The following is an 18,831-nucleotide window of genomic DNA, read 5'->3' on the forward strand; positions in this document are numbered from 1 at the left end:
TATTTTTTCAGTGCTGCTTGATTCCTTTTCGCAAGCGCAGAGAGAGCATCTCAAGTAAAATGACAGTACCGAAAATAACGTAGGTGATAACGCCGACTTCCCGTATATCATAATAGAGATTCCCTGCCATGAATAAATAGTACCCGATACCGCCTGATCCTGCAGCGGCGCCGATCGCAACGGCATTGATAAAATTAATTTCAAAACGGAAGAATGTCCATGAAATAATGGAAGTTGCAGCCACCGGAATAACCGCTTGCGTAATAATGCCGGAAAATCCCGCCCCGCATGCCCGCAAAGCATCGATCGTGTCACGGTTAATCTGTTCAAAGCTTTCGGAAAACACTTTTACCAAATAGGCAATGCTGTGAAAGCACATACCGATAACGGCGGCATCGGTACCGATATTAACCGTAACCGAGAAAACCAGTACCCAAATGATGGTGGGGATTGACCGGATAACTGCGGTGATAATGCGGATTACTTTTACAACAGCCGGAGGGGCAATGTTGCGGGCAGCTCCGAGCGCCAAGAAAAACGCAATAGCGGCGCCGCCGATTGTTGTTAAAATCGACAGTGCGAAACTGATGCCGAGTGAGTACACGAGTTCACCAATCGGTAAATGATCTGACCGCTTCGGTTGTAAAAAAAGGATGCGCCCGTAATGGAGCAGATTATCCCATGAACTTTTCCAATCGATTGTTTCCTGCGCAAGGAGCAAGTATCCCCAGATGCTGATGCCGAAAAGAACTGCAAATACAAGAGAGAGCGTATATTGTTTTTTTCTCGGCAATCGGCAGCGGTCAATATTGGTATGGGTTTTCATAGTAAGATCCTTCGTACCCTGTTGGAAATACTGTCGATGCAGAGTACGAGTATCATCAATACACAGATGATGAGCCCTGCTTCGGGATAGCGGAAGCTCTTAAAATACAGATTGAAGAGAAATCCGATACCCGTACCCGTTAAGATACCGATCAGTGCCGAGTCTCTGACATTGGTTTCTATTGCATAAAGCAGCCATGAAATAAAAAGCGGGAGAACATTCGGTAATACCCCGTGAATGATAATCGGCATATACGGTACACCGGCCGCTTCCAATGCCGTATACGATTCTTCCGCATGAGAGTCTATAATTTCGGTAAATGCCCGCGTTAAATGTCCTGCCGTGATAAAAAAAAGAGCCAAAAAACCGGTTATGGCATTTTGCTTAAAGGATAATAGCAAGAGAATAGACCATGCGGGGAGGGGGATGTTTCTAAAAAAAGATGCCGCGCCGGAACAGACAATACGCAGTACACGGAAGCGTCCGGTTGTTTGAGAACCGGCAACTGCCGCTATGCAGGCAACGCCAAAAGCCGTAGTTGATGCCGTTATCGCGATAACGGCGGTGTGCAGCGAAGTCTTAAAAATAAGCGGCAGCACCGCAATCGATTGCGCCGATGGGAAAAAGTTTCGTATCAGCCAATACAGTCCGCGTGGGATGCCGGTTACCGCATTCCATGCCGTAAGTCCCGTCATAATTGCCGAAGCAACATATAACACGGCAGCCGTGAAAAAAAGAGTCAATGTTCTTACTTTCTTTTTTTTGAAGAAAGCTTCCGAAGAAGGTGAGTGACGGTGCCGGTGTGGTTCAAAGGCATGGTATTGTCTGCCTATCGGAATATCAAATTTCATGGCCGTCTTTCTTTTCGGTATGATTTCCGGAAGAAAAAATAGCGTGCAGCGCTTCTTCCGACAGTTCTTCCGGTTTTCCGTCAAAAACCACTTTCCCGTTACCTAAACCGATAATTCTGTCGGAATATCGTTTTGCATATTCAACATGATGCAGATTCATGATGCAGGTAAGATTCCGCGTTCTGACGATCTTTTCGATATAATCAAGGATATCTTGTGCGTTTTGCGGATCAAGCGAAGACACCGGTTCATCGCATAAGAGTATTTCCGGATTTTGCATCAATGCCCGTGCAATGCCGGTACGCTGTTTTTGGCCGCCGCTTAAATCCGTACAGCGCTGATACAGGTAGTCCGAAAGGCCGAGTTCTTCGAGTATTGCCAACGCCTGCGCTCTTTCCTTTTGAGGATACAGCCCGAACAGACTTCGGTACAACGGCAGTGCGCCAAGGCAGCCGTGGAGCGTGTTCTCCAGAACGGTGAGCCGCTCTACCAGATTATAGTTTTGAAAAATCATTCCGATTTTTCTACGGAGTTGTTTTAAGCGGCGCCCGGTCATTTTTTGCAATGCTTCGCCATCGATTTCAACCGTACCGGCAGTACAGTCGATGAGTCGGTTGATACAACGGATAAAGGTTGTCTTACCCGCCCCCGAAGATCCGATAACGGAAACGATTGTTCCCCGTTCAATCGTAAGATCGATGGAATCAAGCGCACGTCTGCCGCCGGTGTATTGCTTTGAAACATTTTTAAAAGTAATCAATAATTCAAACCTTATTTGTGCGGAGGGTTTAATACCCCGGCGTTTTACGTCGGGGTATATCGGTTACATACTCAAGCAAGATATCAGCGGGTATTCATTACTTAGTAGAATTTCTAATCTCATCATACCAGGCATCATCGGTAGCAACCAGCCGCGTTTTTTCGGAGTACTTAGGATATATGCCTTTTTTACCGGAGCCCTTTATGTTAAAAATGCCGGGATTATTTGCCGTCTTATCAGATGTCAGCGCATCCCGTATCTTTTGTATATCAGAGGCTGAAACCGTATTCGTATTAACGGTAATCGGCGCATTTAAGACCGGAATTGAGCGGATGACGGTCATTTCACTTCCTGCAAAGGATGTGAAGGGTTCGTCGGCTCCTACGGTTACGCGGTATACGGCGCCGGTTTTATAATCTTCCCCGTCGAGTAGTTCATACACACCGATTGTCTGCGGGATCGCAAAGGCCGCCGCATCAGCATCACCACGGAAAAGATTTACCTGTGAGCCCTGATGAGAACCGGCAAACAGCACTTTGGAAAATATCTTGTCGCTCAATATAAGATCGTCGGTGTTATCAATAGAAAAAGCCGTTGCCAAAACTTTTGCGGGAATAATAAAACCGGAAGTAGAACTTGCCGCTACAAATGACATTTTTTTACCTTTTAATAGACTTAAATCAAAACTGCCGTCCGCTTTTTTATAGCTGTCGGCATCCTTCCTCTGTACGCCGATGAAGCTGTAATATTTCGCATCATCAAGTGTTCCGCTGGCTCCCGAATTCGTTGCAACAGGGATAACGGCACTGTTCCGTTTATGTGCAGTAATGTATCCTTCGGCACCGACATAGGCCATATCAGCCTTACCGGAAACGAGCGCTTCCAATGCGATGTTATAATCGGTCGTGGTAAGAATTTTAACGTCTCGGCCGACAGCTTCTTTTAAAATTTCTTGGAATGCCGCGCGGGCATCCTTCATGGATTCGCTTGATTCATTGGGATAAAAAACCATGGTAAGCGGCTTTTGTTCCTCTTTGCTGCATGAACAAACAAGGAGTGTTGATAGGCAAAGTACGAAAAAGAACGGTTTAACATACCGCAACAACTTTCCGGCGGTTTGGCGGGACATATCACCAATTAAAAATGATTTCATCACTTTCTCCAAATTTGAAGGACTGCTAAAACAGGTCTTAGCGGTTCCTCTGAGTTAATTGCGTGCGCCAGTCTACTATAATTGAGGTCTTTATGCAATCGTCCGCTGCCGGTTCCGCTTTTCTACGAGATGGATAGTATTATTCCGGTTTTTGTGCTAGTATCGCCGCATGATCGGATTCTTTCTCAAAAAAAATTTTTTTGACGGGTGGGATAATTTTCTCCTGCTCGCTCTTTTCAATATTGCGGTTATACTGATTGTCTTTTTATTTTTCGGTTTAGCTTATTTAGTTTCAGCGGTATCAGTGCTGCCGGTACTCATTTTGTTTATGTGTATCATTGGGATGGGGGTGCTGCTTTTAGCTGTCTCCAATTTGATGTCGCGTATTTCCGATTATAAATCTTTTTCATTGAAAGAAATTGGCGGAGAAATCAAACACACGTGGCGGCACGGTGTTTTATTCGCAGTAATCGAAACTTTTTGTTGGGTTGTTGCCGGAGTTGCCGTTCCCTATTATTTTTCGTTTCAAAATTTCCTCGGTCTGTTTCTCGGTGTTACTGTCGTATGGATTTTTGCGGTGATACAGCTGTCGCTTTTATGGTTTTTCCCGATACGGAGCCGGCTGGAATCGAATTTTGGCAAGTGTCTTAAAAAGTGCTTTATTGTTTTTTTTGATAATACCGGATTTACGCTTTTTATGCTGCTGTACAGTGTCGTTCTTATTATCATGACCCCGTTCTTAGCTTTTTTGGCACCGGGTTTTTCAGGCCTCTTGCTTGCATGGAACAATGCCTTTAAACTGAGAATGTATAAATATGATTGGATTGAGCAGCATCCTGAAATACCGATTCAAACTGCACGGAAACAAATTCCGTGGGATGAGTTACTGGCGGAAGATCGGGAAACACTTGGCAGCCGGTCTATTCGAAATTTTATTTTTCCGTGGAAAGACTGATGAATATAGGGACATCTAAAAACTCGGTGGATTTTTAGATATCCCTCATAATGATTTTGATACATTTGACAATACTAGGGAGGATATGATGAGTGTTCATATTGGAGCAAAAGAAGGTGAAATTGCCGAACGGATTTTGCTGCCGGGCGATCCGCTGCGGGCAAAATTCGTTGCTGAAAATTTTTTGGAAAATGCACGCTGTTACAATGAAGTCCGCGGTATGTACGGATTTACCGGCACGTATAAAGGAGTGCCTGTTTCCGTGCAGGGAACGGGCATGGGGCAGCCTTCCATTTCCATCTATGTGAATGAGCTTTTCCGTGAATACGGCGTGCAGAAAGCTATCCGTATCGGTACGGCGGGAGCCTTGCAAAAAGAGATTCCGTTGCGGTCTTTGATTATCGGAATGAGCGCGGCGACCAATTCAGGTTCAAATACGCTCCGTTTCCGAGGAACCCAGTTTGCGCCTACAGCGGACTGGAAGCTCTTAAAGCATGCCTATGATGCGGCTGTCCGCTTAGGGTATAGTCCCTTGGTTGGTCCCATCGCTTCGTCTGATGTGTTCTATGACGAGCTTGAAACGTGGAAACTCTGGTCGAAGTACGGTCTTTTAGCGATTGAGATGGAAGCCGCCGAGCTGTACACCCTTGCCGCACAGTACAAACGGCAGGCGCTCGCGCTGCTTACCATATCCGACAATATGGTTACCCATGAAGAAACCACGGCAGAAGAGCGGCAGACATCGTTCACTGCAATGATGCAAACTGCACTTGAGGCAATTATCGCCGAATAAATATAAATCGAAAGAGAACGGGGATATCTCAGAAGCCGGTTACTTTTTTGATAACCCGTTTCCTACTTTTTTGCAAAATTGTAAGCCATTTTGTTATTGGTGATGCATATATATGGTATGAATATCATCAATAACAAAGCGCCTGATGGCGAAATCTCCTACCTTTTTGAACCGGAGACGGCGCTGCCCGATACGGAAAGCTGTCCCGTGATTTTTGAATCGGATAATCCCGAATACAGCTTGGAAAAAACAGCCGATGCCGTTTCTATCTGCGCACAGACCGTATTCGGGATTCCGGCGTTGTACCCGTGGCAGCGGCTCGTGATTGCCAATATCCTCGATGCCGTACACGCTGCCGAAGCGGTCGAAGCTGCCGCATCGCCAGCCGGAATTTCTACAGCACCGTTCGGAACCGCGGTACCGCAAGCAGAGGATTGCTTTTTGTCCGGCACGGGAGAACCTTTAAGCGAACTTTACGACGAAGACGGCGTGTTGCGGGGCAGGCAGATCGTCTTGTTGCCGACCGGTGCGGGAAAATCGCTGTGTTTTCAGGTGCCGGCACTGTTGTTGGATAAGCCGACACTCATTATCTATCCGCTTTTAGCCTTGATGAGCGACCAGATGCGCCGTATGTGCGAGGGGAATCTTGAACCGGTGTTGTTCCGCGGCGGCCAAAGCGGACAGGAACGAGCCGCGCAGTATGCCCGCCTCGAAGGTACGGACGGCAAACCTCCTGCGAAACTCATCATTGCCAATCCCGAAATTCTGATGCAGGAAGAAGTGTTAAACCGTATTGCAAAGCGCGGCATTGCCCACCTTGCTATAGACGAGGCGCACTGTGTGAGTGAATGGGGAGACAGCTTTCGGCCGGCCTATCAAACGCTCAAGCAAGTTATCGAAACATTAAAGCCGCCCGCCGTTACTGCTTTTACCGCGACAGCAGGAAACGAGGTATTAAAGCGTATCGGTGAGGTACTCTTTGACGGACGGGCGCATCTGGTACGCGGAGAGTCGGATCGTACCAATATTGCTTATTATGTACGGCAATGCCGCGTAAAGGCGCCTGCCCTCCTGCAAGAGGTTATGCAGCGGCAGCGGCCGATGGTTATTTTCTGTGCAACACGGAACGGTACGGAACAAACTGCTGCGTTCTTACGCTATACGCTGCGGGATCGGGCAATTCGGTTTTATCATGCAGGCTTACAGCGGGATGAAAAAGATGATGTGGAACAGTGGTTCCATCAGCACGACAGCGCGATACTGGTAACGACCTGTGCGTGGGGCATGGGTGTCGATAAAAAGAACGTACGCACCGTGATTCATCTGAATGCGTCGCCCACCGCCGAAGCTTATGTACAAGAAGCGGGCAGGGGAGGGCGGGACGGAAACCCTGCTCAGGCGGTGTTACTGTGGAGTCCGGAAGACAAAGCGCGGATTGCGCTGTTACCGGAAAAGCAGCGGAAACGGGCGGAAATACTCGTTAATTTTGCCGAAAGCGGCCGCTGCCGGCGCGAGGTTCTGCTCGAAGCGCTCGGAGAAGTGCGGGCAGTTCCGCTTCATGCAGGAGATGAAAGTATCGCCTGTTCCGGCTGCGATATTTGTAATGGAACCGCGCTATTATACCCGCAGGATGAACGGGAATTGCTTTCGTTTGTGGCGGCAAATAAGCGGAAATTTACCGCTCCGCAGCTTATCCGTCTATTACACGAAAATCTCCCGCTCTGGCGCGCCGGCGACATTAGCAGCCTCGTTTCACAGCTTATCCAAGAGCAGAAAATCCGCCCAGCCAAGGCGTTTTTCTGGAAGGGCGCTCTTGTGTGGGGGTAAAAAAAACTGTTATAGTGTCGGTATGACACTTTATGAATATTATATGGTATTTCCTGATGGCGATATGCAGGAAGTTTCCGATGAACTTATGGTCGGATCTCTGTACGATATCAATGGTAGGCGATTAATGCCGCCGCTTCCGACAAATAAGATGATTGTGTATCAGGTATGCGGGAAACGTACCCGTGAAGAAAGAGGTATTGTGGCAACCTATTACGCGCTGGAACAGTTGGATGCTGCAGAATTACGTGCATACGTCTAACGAATGATTAACACTTATAATGAAACACACCTGCACCGTACCCTAAAAGACTTGTATAGCAGTACCAGTGCCGTGCAGGAAACCTCGTTGCAGGGATTTATCTGTGATATTTACGATGCAGGGCGGATAATAGAAATACAAACCTCTAAACTTTCCGCACTGCGAGCTAAATTGGAAAAGCTTTTGCCGCTGTATCCTATCCAGATTGTCTATCCCATCATCCAAAATGCATATATACTGATGCTCAATGCAGACGGCAGTAAACGAAGCTGCCGGAAAAGTCCGAAACACGGGAATTTCTATCAAATTTTTAGAGAACTGTTAGGAATTGTTCACTGTCTCGATAATCCGAATCTTACAATACGGATTTTGTATGTTGATTGCGAAGTTATCAAAATAGATGATAAGCAGGGGAGAAGCAGATATAAGAGACCGCGTATTATCGATAAAAAGCTGTTAAAGATACATCGGGAGGAGGAGTTTCACGGTATCGATAGCTTGACTGTTCGGCTTATGGCAAAGCTGCCCGATGCATTTATCAGTACCGATGTAAGAAAATTAGGCACCGGTGTCTATGCATCATATATCCTATCGTTTTTAAAAAAATGTCAAAAAATAGTCTTTTATACAAAGGCGGGGCGCTATCATGTATATAAAAAAACCGGTACCAAATAGGTACCGGTTTTCAATCGATTGATACGAGTTAGAACAGCGGTTTACCAGCTGTCTTTCATATCGTCATCATCGCGCATATCAACTTCATAGAGGTCGGTAACAGCACGGAGATCATCGAAGTAGATGTAGTAATTTCCATAAGCTTCCCACGGATTGCATTCAATGCGGAAACCTACAATCTTTAAGCCCATGCTGGTGCCGTAGTGATAATCTTTTTGTACAATTCCCGTTCCTGCTGCATTCTGCGGGGGAACCGCAACGGTCATCAATTTCCATCCTGCATGATTCAGCTTTCCTACATAGAGTTCAAAGCGCTGTCCCATATAATCTTCGAGGATGAGCTTTAAAACATGCGGATAACTTCTTCCGACAACCCAAACGCTGACAGTTTTAGTAATACCTTCGACCGGAATCGGTTTGACGGCACGGACTTCAAAGCTGTTATAACCACGGCGGTAGAAGGACACCTTTGTACCGTAAACTTTGCTGTCAGGGAGATTCAAGTTTTCCTCGTCCGGAATTGCTTTCTTCTGTTTGGGTGCGCCGTCAAACAAACGTCCTTGAATAACGCCTTCGTCAGACGACATGGAACAAACCCAAGAGCCTTCATTTTCGAACTTATCAACTGAAACTTCTTTTAAGCGCTGTTCTGCAGATTCAACGCCGATGCGGGAAGCATCAACTTGATCCAATGCCAAACCATCGCGAGTGTTCTCTTGAGCAAATGCAAACAACGATAATGCTGATAATAATGCTGCTACGGTAAAATATTTTTTTGTCATTATTTTCCGCCCTCCTTATTTGAATCGGCATCATCAAACTTGGCATTCTCTAACTCAAAACCGTCATAAGAAGCTGTACGAGTATTTGTTAATGCCTTGAATTCATCAAAGAAAACATAAAAGTCATCAACATTCTCTGTAGGCTGAGTGCGGATTCTAAATGCGACAAAGGTCATATATTTAAGCTGTGATAAATAGCGTGACCGCTGTTGAATATTCGTGGGAACGGTAACTGCTAAATTTTTCCATCCATGGTAATTTAATGTTCCGACCGGTAATGTATGTATCCGTCCGTTGCAATCGCGTACCAGAATTTCAAGGTCATACGCATAGCCTGCGCCCCAGACCCAAAGATCAAATCTTTGGACAACCCCTTTTAAGGGGATTTCATAAGGAGCGGCATTATCGCCTGAGCTTTTTGTCGGATAAAGATCGACCCAGTTATCGCCTTGGCGGTTAAATTTAAACTGCATTCCTAAAAATTTGTATTCTTTATCGGAATCGGATTGCATAACCCGCAGAGCGTTCGGCATTCCGTCAAAATACTTTAAAATAGGATAACCTTCGGTGATAAACTTGCTTCCAATAGCATTCCATGTTATCTCTGATGATTCGGGGGAGTCAAAAGTCTCCACCATATACGTTTGATAATTAACACCGCTATCCTGCGCTGCCAATGGAGTACAAACGACTGCAAACATCAGAACAAAGACCGTAATAACAACGCCTTGTTTCATTCACAACTCCTTTTATTTCCGCCGATATTCTAAGAAATCATACCCATTATAGTCTGAAAAGAAAACTTTGTCAAACAACTCGGTAATCCCCAAACCTCATGGAGCATCAATTCCGCAGCGGATGAAGAACTCTGCCTACAGTATCGGCAGAGTAAGCAAAATATACAAGGGCTAGACGTTTTTTTTTATTTTTTGTTAGGATGTTTAACCGGCGTTTCCTTGCCGGTATAGTATAAAGTGGAGTATCGCACCGATAAAAGTGAGCCCCGCTAAAATAGAGCCGTAGATGAGCGGATTTCCTTTAAAATAATGAAGCCCCAGCGCAAAAGTACCCAGTATAAGGATTCCTATATATAGAAGAAAGCAAAGGACGCAGGCAACGGCGTAATAGAAGGTGATATCGGTACAAAAATGTAAGAGTGCATCCAGAATAAACAGCGCGCTTGCATACAGAATGATGCAGAGTACAATAGGTATGATGCGGAGATGTGTGCTTGCAAGAAATAGCTGTTGATATATCTTTACGGTAAATAGACCAAACAGCGCTGCCGGAACCGGTAAAACGTTAAAACCGGAAAAGATCAAGGCGATCAATAATACAATGCAGAAAGGGATAAGGGTATCCACAAAGAAGGAATAAAAAAAATAACTGCCTAACGAACCGATATAGCGATCCACTCTTGCAGAAAAAAAAGATACAATCAGTAAGAACAGCGTAGCCGCGGTAATACCGACAAAAAACATAAAGATATGCTTATTTTTTTCTTCTAATTGAAAGGCGTAAGAGAAAAAAATGAGCGGAAGACAAAATAATAGTAAAACAGCCATACCCAGTTAGAATATCATAAAATGATACGATAGACAACGCTCATTTTGAATCTGTGTTGAACACCAAAACTACCGGTGACGGAATACTATAGAGCAGGAGACCATTCAAAATGTTCTATCTTTGAACAGCCTCCTATTCATTTTCTCGGTAATACAATATTGTACCGCCGCCTCTTTTACGGATGGCGTGCAGCTACTCCTTTTTCGATCAGTGATATCAGTTGATCTTCATACCAATCTTGGGAATAGGGTGCATGCTGGCGGACAATCGGCCGAACTTTTGCTTCGATGGTGTCCTTGCAGGCTTCGCAAATATCATATTCGCGGATATGCCAATAGGTTCTTCCGGTTATGGGATTAACCAATTCTTTTTTGCAAATGTCGCAATGTAAAGTTTTCATAACGATGCTCTCCTAATAATAAAGCTTGTATACAAAAGCATACCGTATATTCGTTTTTTTGTCGAGTCAATCGGGTAAACGCATCAGACTGTTTTTTAATAGCCCCGCAGAATTATTAAGGCTGTTCAACCAGAATTGAACCTCTTCGCGGTTCAAATGGTCTCACAGCCTCAATAATTCTGCGATTTTTATCTACTTTGTCTGATGCGTTTACCCTTCGTATATAAAAGGAAACTCTCCGTAAGCCTGTTGAAAAGCATACATCCGTGTATGCTTTTCAACGACGAGATTTGTGCATAGCCCAAATCTCGCTACTGCTTGGAACCACCGCCATCCGTGGCGCTGTTGACCAGTGTACGTCCTTGTACACTGGTCAACGTCGAGTTTTTCTAGCGAAAAACTCGCTACTGTTTAACACCACCGCCATCCATGGCGGTTCTGCCCCTTCAACGCTTTTGCGAATAGACGATGCAGATGCTAGAAGCGTACAAAAAACACCCGCAGGCACGGTACAAAATGTACATCCCTGTACATTTTGTACCTACGTGTTTGCCCTGCAAACACGCTACTGACTAGAACCACCGCCATCCATGGCGGTACTGATACGTTGAGGATTGTCAGTAGCGACACGTAGTATATAGCTTTCCGTCAGCCTTTTGTCGTAAGCCTTTTGAAATAGACGGTATAGATACAAGGAGCTAGCTGAAAATAAAGCGGAGGCGTATCTATGATACGTTGAGCATTTATTTTCAGCGTACGACGCAGTAGATATGCCGTATATTTCAAAAGGCAGAGTCGTTGATGCTATTAAGCCATCCCGTACACGCCGGTACAACCGACGCGATGCAGCCTTCTTTGAACGGATTTTTTAAGTTTGCCAATTCCACAAGGCGGAGAAAAGAGTCGCGGCCGCCCGCTTTGCAGAGGCGAAGGTAATCCGCCCATGCGGTTTTCCGGTCGGAAAGGCTTTTTGTCCAAAACTGCAATGCGCATACTTGCGCAAGGGTGTAATCGATATAATAAAACGGCGTGCTGAAGATATGGCCTTGGCGCATCCAATAACCGCCGCGGTTTAAGAAATCGTTATCGTCGTAATCCCGTGCAGGCAGGTACTTTTTTTCGATAGTGCGCCATGCGGCCTTTCGTTCTGCGGGGCTTGCTTCGGGATGCTCATATACCCAGTGCTGAAATTCATCGACCGTAACGCCGTAGGGTAAAAACAGGAGCGCTCCGGATAGATGGGTAAAGCGGAACTTATCGGTTTGCTCTTCAAAAAACAGATTCATCCACGGCCATGTAAAGAATTCCATACTCATCGAGTGTATTTCGCAGGCTTCGTAGGTCGGCCATACGTACTCCAGCAGGCGGGCATTACGGCTCTGATAGGCTTGGAATGCGTGCCCTGCTTCATGGGTCATCACTTCAACATCGTGCTGCGTATTGTTAAAGTTGGCAAAAATAAACGGCGCCTTGTAATCGGGAATTGTGGTACAATAACCGCCTGCTGCCTTTCCCTTTTTCGCAAGTACATCGAGCATCTGATGCGAAGTCATGAAGGTAAAAAATTCATCGGTTTCCGGGGAAAGTTCCGCATACATCTTTTTGGCATTTGCCAAAATCCAATCGGGATTGCCGTGAGGAATCGCATTGCCGGTGGTATATTCAAGCGGTTCATCATAGTAGTATAGCCGTTCCAACCCCAACCGTTTCGCCTGCCGTTTTCGTAAGTTCACGGCTATCGGCACAATTTCGCGGTAGATTTGATTCCGATAGGCAGCAACCATCTCGGCATTGTAGTCGGTTCTGCCCATCCGGTCGTATCCGAGCTGCACGAAGTTTTTGTATCCGAGTTTTTTTGCGATGCGTGTACGCACTTTGACTAAATTATCGTAGATGGAATCGAATTCTGCTTCGTGTCCCGCAAAAAAACCGTAGTAGGCTTTTGCCGCTTTTTTCCGTGTTGCACGGTCTTGATCCTGCATAAAAGGAGTCAGCTGTGCGAGCGTGCGTTTTTCTCCTGCAAATTCGATTTCTGCCGAAGCGATCAGTTTGTCGTAGCTGCTGGTAAGTTTGTTTTCTTCCGCTAAATCTTCCATAATAGAGGGTGAAAACACCTTCATATCAAGTTCGGTCATTGCGAAGATATGCGTCCCGAGTTCTGTTTCCAGCTCTTTACGGAACGATGAGGCAAGCAGTTTTTTGTTAAAGCTATTGGTCATTTCGATATAAAACGGGTTTGATTCATCAAAAAACGTATTTTCGGCATCGTAAAAACCGTCACGGGTGTCGATACTGTGCCGTATTTCCGCAAGGGTCTGCATGGTTTGATAATGGGATTTAAGCTTTTGTACTTCGTCGATAAGAGCGATTTGCTCTGCAGCCGAATGTGCGGCTTCGAACTGCTGTTCAGCTTTTTTAAATGCTGTTTTTAATGCCTCCATATCGGGGCGGGTATAGGGAAGGGCGGTAAATTGCTTCATTTCCGGTGTATTCATTATAGGCTCCTATGCTTTTTATAAAATTATACGGAGTGATTATAGCATAAGGCCGATATTTAGGACAGCATCAGAAATTCTCAGTAGAAATTCTTATATACACTTGACGGATATTCGATTAATTTGTATATATAGCGCAATCAAAATATAAAGTTCCTTGATGCGTTGCATCAGTGAATCCCGCATTTTTTATTATGGAGTCTACTTTTGAAGAAATTTTTACCAGTCTTTTTTTCTATCTTGACTGTTTTGCTCATTATAGGTTGTAACAACAACTATGCCCCGTTCCGTCCTACTGCCGATATAGTATTCGAACCTGCATTGCCTGAAAATCCTCTCCGACTAAGCGTTAACAAAACCTGTCAAATCCATGCAAAGGTAATATATGATAATGCAACGGATAAAAACCTTATCTACAGTTCAGCTGATGACAGTATCGCATCTGTAGATGATAAGGGGGTAGTTACTGCTCATAAAACAGGCGATACAAAAATTACGATTAAAGCTTCAAACGGTGTTTCTAAAGAAATTACCGTAACCGTTACTACAACACACATCCCTGTTACGGGTATTGCTCTTCGCTCCGGTGAAACTGCTATTTCTGTAGAGAATGGAGCTACCCGTCAAATCGGCGCGTATGTTGTGCCCGAAAACGCAACGAATAAAAATCTTATCTATAGTTCAGATGATGAAACAGTTGCATTTGTAAATGACAAAGGGGAGATTACGGCAAAACAGGAGGGCCGTACGATTGTTACCATAATAGCAGCGGATAATCCGGCTGTATCAAAAAAAGTGACGCTAACCGTTACGAAAGCTATAGTCCGTGTTACTTCTATTGAGTTCAATCCGCCGCTTCCCACAGAACCGATTGAGATGTTTCTCAACGAAATATATAAGTTTGATATAAAGGTATTGCCTGAAGAAGCTGAGAATAAAAATCTTACCTTCAAATCCTCCAAGACCTCGGTAGCATGGCTATGCGGTGACGGAAACAGAGATGTAAAAGCTGACGGAGAAGGGGATGCAACGGTAACTATAACCGCCGATGATAATCCTTTTGTTAGTGTGGCTGTTCACTTTAAGATGAAGCGAAAACCTGCCGGTCCCTCAATTAACATAGAAAACTCGTCTATCCCGTGTGAAAGTGATGAAGGAGATGTCTCCTTTACGGTAAAAACGATCAACGGTAAGCTTGCGTATACCCCTGAAGTTGTTGGCGGCGGAAAAGAATGGGTGACCTCTGTTCGTAAAGACAATACAGATGCAAGCACAGATACGGTACACTTGCACCTTAAGAAAAATAAAACCGTGTGGTACAGGAATGCTCATATCAAATTTAAAGATAATAATACAAATAAGTATGTCAAAGCAGCAGGTAAGGAGCTGCAAGTAAAAATCATCCAAAAAAGGAATGAGCACCCGGTTGTAACGATAAAATGGGTACATGGAATAACGGGACCCGGCGGAACTGAAAAGCAACCGGTACAAATTGTCGGTTCAAATCCGGTAGAAAATCATAATAGCGACTATGTTTTTACATGGAACGAAACGATGACTACCCCATTTTTCAATACGCGAAAAATTACCCATACGTATGCGCTCTTCGGTGGTTATGAAGGTCCTCGTCCTGATGGTAATCAATGTTGGGCTAAAACCGATGCCAATATGCTGCATTGGTGGTTTGAGCAAAATAAAGACAATATAGAAAAGTACATAGAAAAGAACGGTATAACAGGCGATGCTGTAAATATGTATAAACCCTATTACAAACGCGAGCTTACCGACAAGTATGAAGATCAAAAAAGTTCCATAGCGAATCTCTTTCGGGAAAAGTGTAAGAATTCCGGAGGGAGTCCTGCTAGAGGGCTGCAGTGGTATCTCTTCGGATTAGATGACTTTGAACTGCTAAGAAATAAAGGCTACTCTCCGGCATTATTTAAAGACGTATTTAATCAAAGCAACACACCTATCGAATGGGTGACTATTCGTACAAAAAAGGAGTTTGAGAATACGCTTAAAGCCGCACTTAATGCTAAAAAAGCTGTTGGGCTGAATAGATATGGGGCTCAGGACAATACCCAACACGCTATAACGCTGTGGGGTGCTGCCTTTGATGAAGATGATAATATTATCGCTATATACGTCGTTGATAATAACGAGGTACCCAATAGAGTGTTCACGTACGGTATACAGTATCAAAGCGGAGTAGATATTTATGCAGAGCCAGAACCTGATCAAAATAAGCCGCTTCGGGATAATCCATATTTCTTTAATTATAGCAGTAATAGCCTGAGCAAAAATCACTGTATCGGCGAAATAATCACCCTGGATAAAGGTGAAGATCAGTGGCAGGATTGGCTGAGTAAACACTAGCCGACGGCTTTTACAAATAAGCTCTCAGCTGTAAAAACTTACTTGAGCTTTTTACAGCTGCATGGTAACGCAACGCAAAGGTTTTTTGAGAAAGCGGGTGCATTCGTTATGAATGTGCCCGCTTTTTTATGGGATGGATTGTATCATAAAAAAATGAAGTAAGAGAACTTTCTATTTGACATTATAGCCATATCGTTTTATTCTAATAACGATTACTAATACAAAAATCGTCTAAGAGTAACCATTCTTGGGAACGATTCAGTATGAGTGTATCAGTAAACCTGTTCGGAAGCTTTCGTTTCCGAACATGTCTAGTATATAAAGGGATGAAAAAAGTATGGCAACAGAAACAAAAGATACGGAAGAATTGAACACCGCTTGGGTACAATGGGATAAAAAACTGGAACTCGGTATTCCGCGAATCGACAGTCAGCACCGTAAGCTGGTGGCAATGTGCAATGAGCTGCGTGAAGCGCTGATGAACCGTCAAAAACGGAGTAAAGACGAATGGCTGGTGACCGTAGGTAACGTACTGCGGCAAGCAGTAGATTATACTCAAACACACTTTATTGATGAAGAAAAATTGATGAAGGCGTGTGGCTTTTCTGGCTATGAAGCTCATAAACAGCGGCACAAGGAGTTTGTCCAAACAATTACTCGGGTATTGATGGACTTTGACGAAATGACCGTAACGATTGGTTTTGAGTTTGCCGACTACCTTAGGGATTGGATACTGTCGCATATTGCTTACGAGGATAAGCAGTACTGTCCGGCTATGCGCTCCTTTTATCACACGTTGCAGGAATACAGCCAACAGAATCATACAGCCGATTCAACTGCCGGACAGCAGCCTTAGATTAAATCCTTCGTACGAATAAAAAAATATTTATATATTGGCGATGCGACGTTTATATGCTATTATAAGACAGTAAAGGGAACTTCTAAAAAGCTTCAGTTTTTAGAAGTTTTCCTTAGATTTACTTGCGATGGAGATGTATGAAATCATTCGTCCGAACGTTTGAACAGACAATTCCGCCTCGCGATATGCAGCTCGGCGCCGTGTATGATGCCGCCGCTCAAAGCTGCCGTTTTTCTTTATGGGCGCCGAATTCCCGCGATGTGTCGGTAAACCTCTATCAAAACGCCGGTGATTCAGAACCTGCTTTTACGGTTCCGCTTCGGTATGACGATGTAACCGGTCTGTGGTGCGGCATCTTTGCGGAACGGGATCCGGAACTGTTCTTTTACGATTACACGCTGTCAAACGAAACGGGAACGCATACTGTGCTCGATCCGTACAGCCTCTCGATGGCGGCTTGTACCGGCAGCGGCGGTATCGGACGAGGCGCTATTATCAACCTGCAAAAAGAAACGCTCAAACTGGAGCGGGAATATCCGTATATCACCTTGCAAAAACGGGAGGATGCGATTATTTATGAAGTGTCTGTCCGCGATTTTACTGCAAGCCCCGACTCCGGCGTTAAAAATATCCCCGGCACATATAAAGCTTTTATCGAAAAAATCCCCTACTTACGCGAACTGGGCATTACGCATATTCAGCTGATGCCGGTGCTGAACTTTTACTACACGGACGAGACAAATCAGCAGTATGAAGATGCCGGTACCGTGCACAACAACAACTATAACTGGGGCTACGATCCGCACAACTATTTTACGCCCGAAGGTTGGTATGCAAGCGAGCCTGAAAATCCCGAAAGCCGTGTACGCGAATTGCGGGAGCTGATTAACGAGTGCCATCGGGCAGGGCTCGGTGTAGTGCTCGACGTGGTGTATAATCATGTTGCGCGCACCGATCTTTTCGACACGATTGTTCCGGGCTATTACTTTCGGACAAATCCCGACGGCAGCTATACCAACGGCTCGTGTTGCGGGAACGATATTGCTTCGGAGCGGCTGATGGTACGAAAGCTTATTGTCGATTCGGCTGTACACTGGGTGAAAAACTATAAGGTTGACGGTCTCCGGTTTGATCTGATGGGACTGCTCGATACCGAGACGGTGCTGGAGGCGTACGACCTCTGCAGGGAGCTTAATCCGTCCGTACTGTTCATCGGGGAAGGCTGGAAGCTGTATAACGGAGCCGAAGGTACCGTCGGTATGGATCAGCGGTACATGACCGAAACCGACAGCGTTGCCGTCTTTAACGACGAATTCCGCGATTTGGTAAAAGCAGGCGGTATGAATGAGGAAAGCAAGGGCTTTTTAACCGGCGGCAACGTCGATCTTCAGCAGCTCTTTTGCAACTGTATCGGTTTACCTCAGTGCAATTACACCGCCGACAGCCCGGGTGATAACGTGCAGTACCTTGTTTGCCACGATGGGCTTACGCTGCACGACTGCATTGCCCATAATGCCGGGCTTGATGAACGTATCCCCTCGCAAAAGCGGGAGCTGATTGCCCGCATCAAACTCGGCAACGCGCTGGCGCTTACCTGTCAAGGGATCGCATTCTTACACGCCGGACAGGAGCGGGGGCGTACCAAGCCGAATGTGCACGGAGCGGCGGAAGAATGTACCGGCGCCTTTGTCCGCAACAGCTATGACGCTTCGGACAGCGTTAACCGCATTGTGTGGACGCTCGATGAGGATTACGCCGAGCTGCTCGCATACACGCGCGGGCTTATCGCGTTGAGGAAACGGTTTGACGTGTTTAGAATAGGAAATGCCGGACGCATTGCACAAGTCGCCGCGTTTTTGCCCGCAGAAGATGCAGCGGTTGCTGCATCGGGTGATTGCAGCGGTAACCGATGTGCCGTAAAGAGTGATGCCGGAGCATTGTCCGAAACGGAGAAGCAGTACGGGCAGGCATTCGGGTACACACTTGACTGGACGGACGGCACGTGGTTTTTGTTGTTTAATGCCGCGGGAACGGAACACTGTTTTACACTTGGCGGCGCATTACAAAAGCCTGTGGTTTTTGTCGATGGAGCGGCGGCATCGCCGGACGGCATTGCACATCCGTCCGGTATACGATTTGAGCAAAACCGGATCATACTAGATCCGTACACTGCGGCTATTGTTCGCAGTGAATAGACCTGTTCGATAACTTCGTTGTCGAACAGGTCGGCGAGTTCTAAATTGTACAAATA

At 45.5% G+C, this 18,831-nt stretch carries 17 protein-coding genes; 8 read left to right on the forward strand and 9 right to left on the reverse strand.

The window, feature by feature from the left end; translation table 11 throughout:
- Positions 1–7: 7 nt before the first annotated feature.
- The 4 genes from E4N66_RS04110 to E4N66_RS04125 form a co-directional block, all read right to left on the reverse strand.
- Positions 8–826, reverse strand: a complete 819-nt coding sequence (locus E4N66_RS04110; protein WP_253672721.1) for a PhnE/PtxC family ABC transporter permease — start codon at positions 824–826, stop codon at positions 8–10.
- Positions 823–1,677 carry an ABC transporter permease subunit gene (locus E4N66_RS04115; RefSeq protein ID WP_044015607.1) on the reverse strand — a complete coding sequence of 285 codons (855 nt, stop codon included), beginning with the start codon at positions 1,675–1,677 and terminating at the stop codon, positions 823–825. The genes E4N66_RS04110 and E4N66_RS04115 overlap by 4 nt, the downstream gene beginning before the upstream one ends.
- Entirely contained in the window at positions 1,667–2,437 is a 771-nt protein-coding gene (gene phnC / locus E4N66_RS04120; RefSeq protein ID WP_253729060.1) for a phosphonate ABC transporter ATP-binding protein, read from the reverse strand. Before phnC ends, E4N66_RS04115 begins: the two co-directional genes overlap by 11 nt.
- Before the next feature lie 97 nt (positions 2,438–2,534).
- Positions 2,535–3,590, reverse strand: coding sequence for a phosphate/phosphite/phosphonate ABC transporter substrate-binding protein (locus tag E4N66_RS04125; protein ID WP_253729061.1), 1,056 nt, complete (start codon positions 3,588–3,590; stop codon positions 2,535–2,537).
- Between the two features lie 169 nt (positions 3,591–3,759).
- Here E4N66_RS04125 and E4N66_RS04130 point away from each other — a divergent pair, with 169 nt between their 5' ends.
- The 5 genes from E4N66_RS04130 (at position 3,760) to E4N66_RS04150 (ending at position 8,102) form a co-directional block, all read left to right on the forward strand.
- On the forward strand, positions 3,760–4,545 hold the full coding sequence (locus tag E4N66_RS04130) for a hypothetical protein (RefSeq protein WP_253729062.1): 786 nt from the start codon (positions 3,760–3,762) through the stop codon (positions 4,543–4,545).
- Positions 4,546–4,633: 88 nt separating this feature from the next.
- Positions 4,634–5,338: a purine-nucleoside phosphorylase gene (gene deoD, locus E4N66_RS04135; RefSeq protein WP_253672711.1), complete on the forward strand. Its 705-nt coding sequence runs from the start codon at positions 4,634–4,636 to the stop codon at positions 5,336–5,338.
- Between the two features lie 117 nt (positions 5,339–5,455).
- Positions 5,456–7,165 (forward strand): RecQ family ATP-dependent DNA helicase, encoded by a 1,710-nt coding sequence (locus E4N66_RS04140; protein ID WP_253729063.1) that lies wholly within the window; start codon positions 5,456–5,458, stop codon positions 7,163–7,165.
- Between the two features lie 22 nt (positions 7,166–7,187).
- Complete coding sequence (locus E4N66_RS04145; RefSeq protein ID WP_371921811.1) at positions 7,188–7,427, forward strand: hypothetical protein; 240 nt, start codon at positions 7,188–7,190, stop codon at positions 7,425–7,427.
- A gap of 3 nt (positions 7,428–7,430) precedes the next feature.
- Positions 7,431–8,102, forward strand: coding sequence for a DUF8091 domain-containing protein (locus tag E4N66_RS04150; protein ID WP_253729064.1), 672 nt, complete (start codon positions 7,431–7,433; stop codon positions 8,100–8,102).
- Positions 8,103–8,143: 41 nt separating this feature from the next.
- Here E4N66_RS04150 and E4N66_RS04155 read toward each other — a convergent pair whose 3' ends face one another.
- The 5 genes from E4N66_RS04155 to E4N66_RS04175 all read right to left on the reverse strand — a co-directional run bounded on the left by E4N66_RS04155 (position 8,144) and on the right by E4N66_RS04175 (position 13,345).
- The gene (locus E4N66_RS04155; protein WP_044015618.1) at positions 8,144–8,884 is read right to left on the reverse strand and encodes a flagellar filament outer layer protein FlaA; all 741 of its coding nucleotides are present in this window, start codon (positions 8,882–8,884) and stop codon (positions 8,144–8,146) included.
- Positions 8,884–9,621: a flagellar filament outer layer protein FlaA gene (locus tag E4N66_RS04160; protein ID WP_044015621.1), complete on the reverse strand. Its 738-nt coding sequence runs from the start codon at positions 9,619–9,621 to the stop codon at positions 8,884–8,886. Before E4N66_RS04160 ends, E4N66_RS04155 begins: the two co-directional genes overlap by 1 nt.
- A 204-nt stretch (positions 9,622–9,825) precedes the next feature.
- Complete coding sequence (locus E4N66_RS04165; protein ID WP_253729065.1) at positions 9,826–10,449, reverse strand: LTA synthase family protein; 624 nt, start codon at positions 10,447–10,449, stop codon at positions 9,826–9,828.
- 176 nt (positions 10,450–10,625) lie between these two features.
- Positions 10,626–10,850: a hypothetical protein gene (locus E4N66_RS04170; protein ID WP_044015625.1), complete on the reverse strand. Its 225-nt coding sequence runs from the start codon at positions 10,848–10,850 to the stop codon at positions 10,626–10,628.
- A 782-nt stretch (positions 10,851–11,632) separates the two neighbouring features.
- On the reverse strand, positions 11,633–13,345 hold the full coding sequence (locus E4N66_RS04175) for a M3 family oligoendopeptidase (protein WP_253729066.1): 1,713 nt from the start codon (positions 13,343–13,345) through the stop codon (positions 11,633–11,635).
- Positions 13,346–13,552: 207 nt separating this feature from the next.
- Between E4N66_RS04175 and E4N66_RS04180 the strand changes: the two genes are divergently transcribed.
- From E4N66_RS04180 to E4N66_RS04190, 3 genes are all read left to right on the forward strand, one after another.
- A complete protein-coding gene (locus E4N66_RS04180) occupies positions 13,553–15,721 on the forward strand; it encodes an IdeS/Mac family cysteine endopeptidase (protein ID WP_253729067.1) in 2,169 nt (722 codons plus the stop codon).
- Between the two features lie 337 nt (positions 15,722–16,058).
- Entirely contained in the window at positions 16,059–16,577 is a 519-nt protein-coding gene (locus E4N66_RS04185; RefSeq protein WP_253729068.1) for a bacteriohemerythrin, read from the forward strand.
- A 140-nt stretch (positions 16,578–16,717) separates the two neighbouring features.
- A complete protein-coding gene (locus E4N66_RS04190) occupies positions 16,718–18,775 on the forward strand; it encodes an alpha-amylase family glycosyl hydrolase (protein ID WP_253729069.1) in 2,058 nt (685 codons plus the stop codon).
- Positions 18,776–18,831: the final 56 nt, after the last annotated feature.

Source organism: Treponema sp. OMZ 857, from assembly GCF_024181085.1.
Classification (GTDB): Bacteria; Spirochaetota; Spirochaetia; order Treponematales; family Treponemataceae; genus Treponema.

Bases quoted from the DNA above. Each gene is read 5' to 3' on its own strand.
- E4N66_RS04190 (WP_253729069.1), top strand. From the start codon at position 16,718: ATGAAATCATTCGTCCGAACGTTTGAACAGACAATTCCGCCTCGCGAT.
- E4N66_RS04150 (WP_253729064.1), top strand. From the start codon at position 7,431: ATGATTAACACTTATAATGAAACACACCTGCACCGTACCCTAAAAGAC.
- E4N66_RS04160 (WP_044015621.1), bottom strand. From the start codon at position 9,621: ATGAAACAAGGCGTTGTTATTACGGTCTTTGTTCTGATGTTTGCAGTC.
- E4N66_RS04140 (WP_253729063.1), top strand. From the start codon at position 5,456: ATGAATATCATCAATAACAAAGCGCCTGATGGCGAAATCTCCTACCTT.
- E4N66_RS04175 (WP_253729066.1), bottom strand. From the start codon at position 13,345: ATGAATACACCGGAAATGAAGCAATTTACCGCCCTTCCCTATACCCGC.
- E4N66_RS04130 (WP_253729062.1), top strand. From the start codon at position 3,760: ATGATCGGATTCTTTCTCAAAAAAAATTTTTTTGACGGGTGGGATAAT.
- E4N66_RS04165 (WP_253729065.1), bottom strand. From the start codon at position 10,449: ATGGCTGTTTTACTATTATTTTGTCTTCCGCTCATTTTTTTCTCTTAC.
- E4N66_RS04115 (WP_044015607.1), bottom strand. From the start codon at position 1,677: ATGAAATTTGATATTCCGATAGGCAGACAATACCATGCCTTTGAACCA.
- E4N66_RS04155 (WP_044015618.1), bottom strand. From the start codon at position 8,884: ATGACAAAAAAATATTTTACCGTAGCAGCATTATTATCAGCATTATCG.
- E4N66_RS04125 (WP_253729061.1), bottom strand. From the start codon at position 3,590: ATGAAATCATTTTTAATTGGTGATATGTCCCGCCAAACCGCCGGAAAG.
- E4N66_RS04185 (WP_253729068.1), top strand. From the start codon at position 16,059: ATGGCAACAGAAACAAAAGATACGGAAGAATTGAACACCGCTTGGGTA.
- deoD (WP_253672711.1), top strand. From the start codon at position 4,634: ATGAGTGTTCATATTGGAGCAAAAGAAGGTGAAATTGCCGAACGGATT.
- E4N66_RS04170 (WP_044015625.1), bottom strand. From the start codon at position 10,850: ATGAAAACTTTACATTGCGACATTTGCAAAAAAGAATTGGTTAATCCC.
- E4N66_RS04145 (WP_371921811.1), top strand. From the start codon at position 7,188: ATGACACTTTATGAATATTATATGGTATTTCCTGATGGCGATATGCAG.
- E4N66_RS04110 (WP_253672721.1), bottom strand. From the start codon at position 826: ATGAAAACCCATACCAATATTGACCGCTGCCGATTGCCGAGAAAAAAA.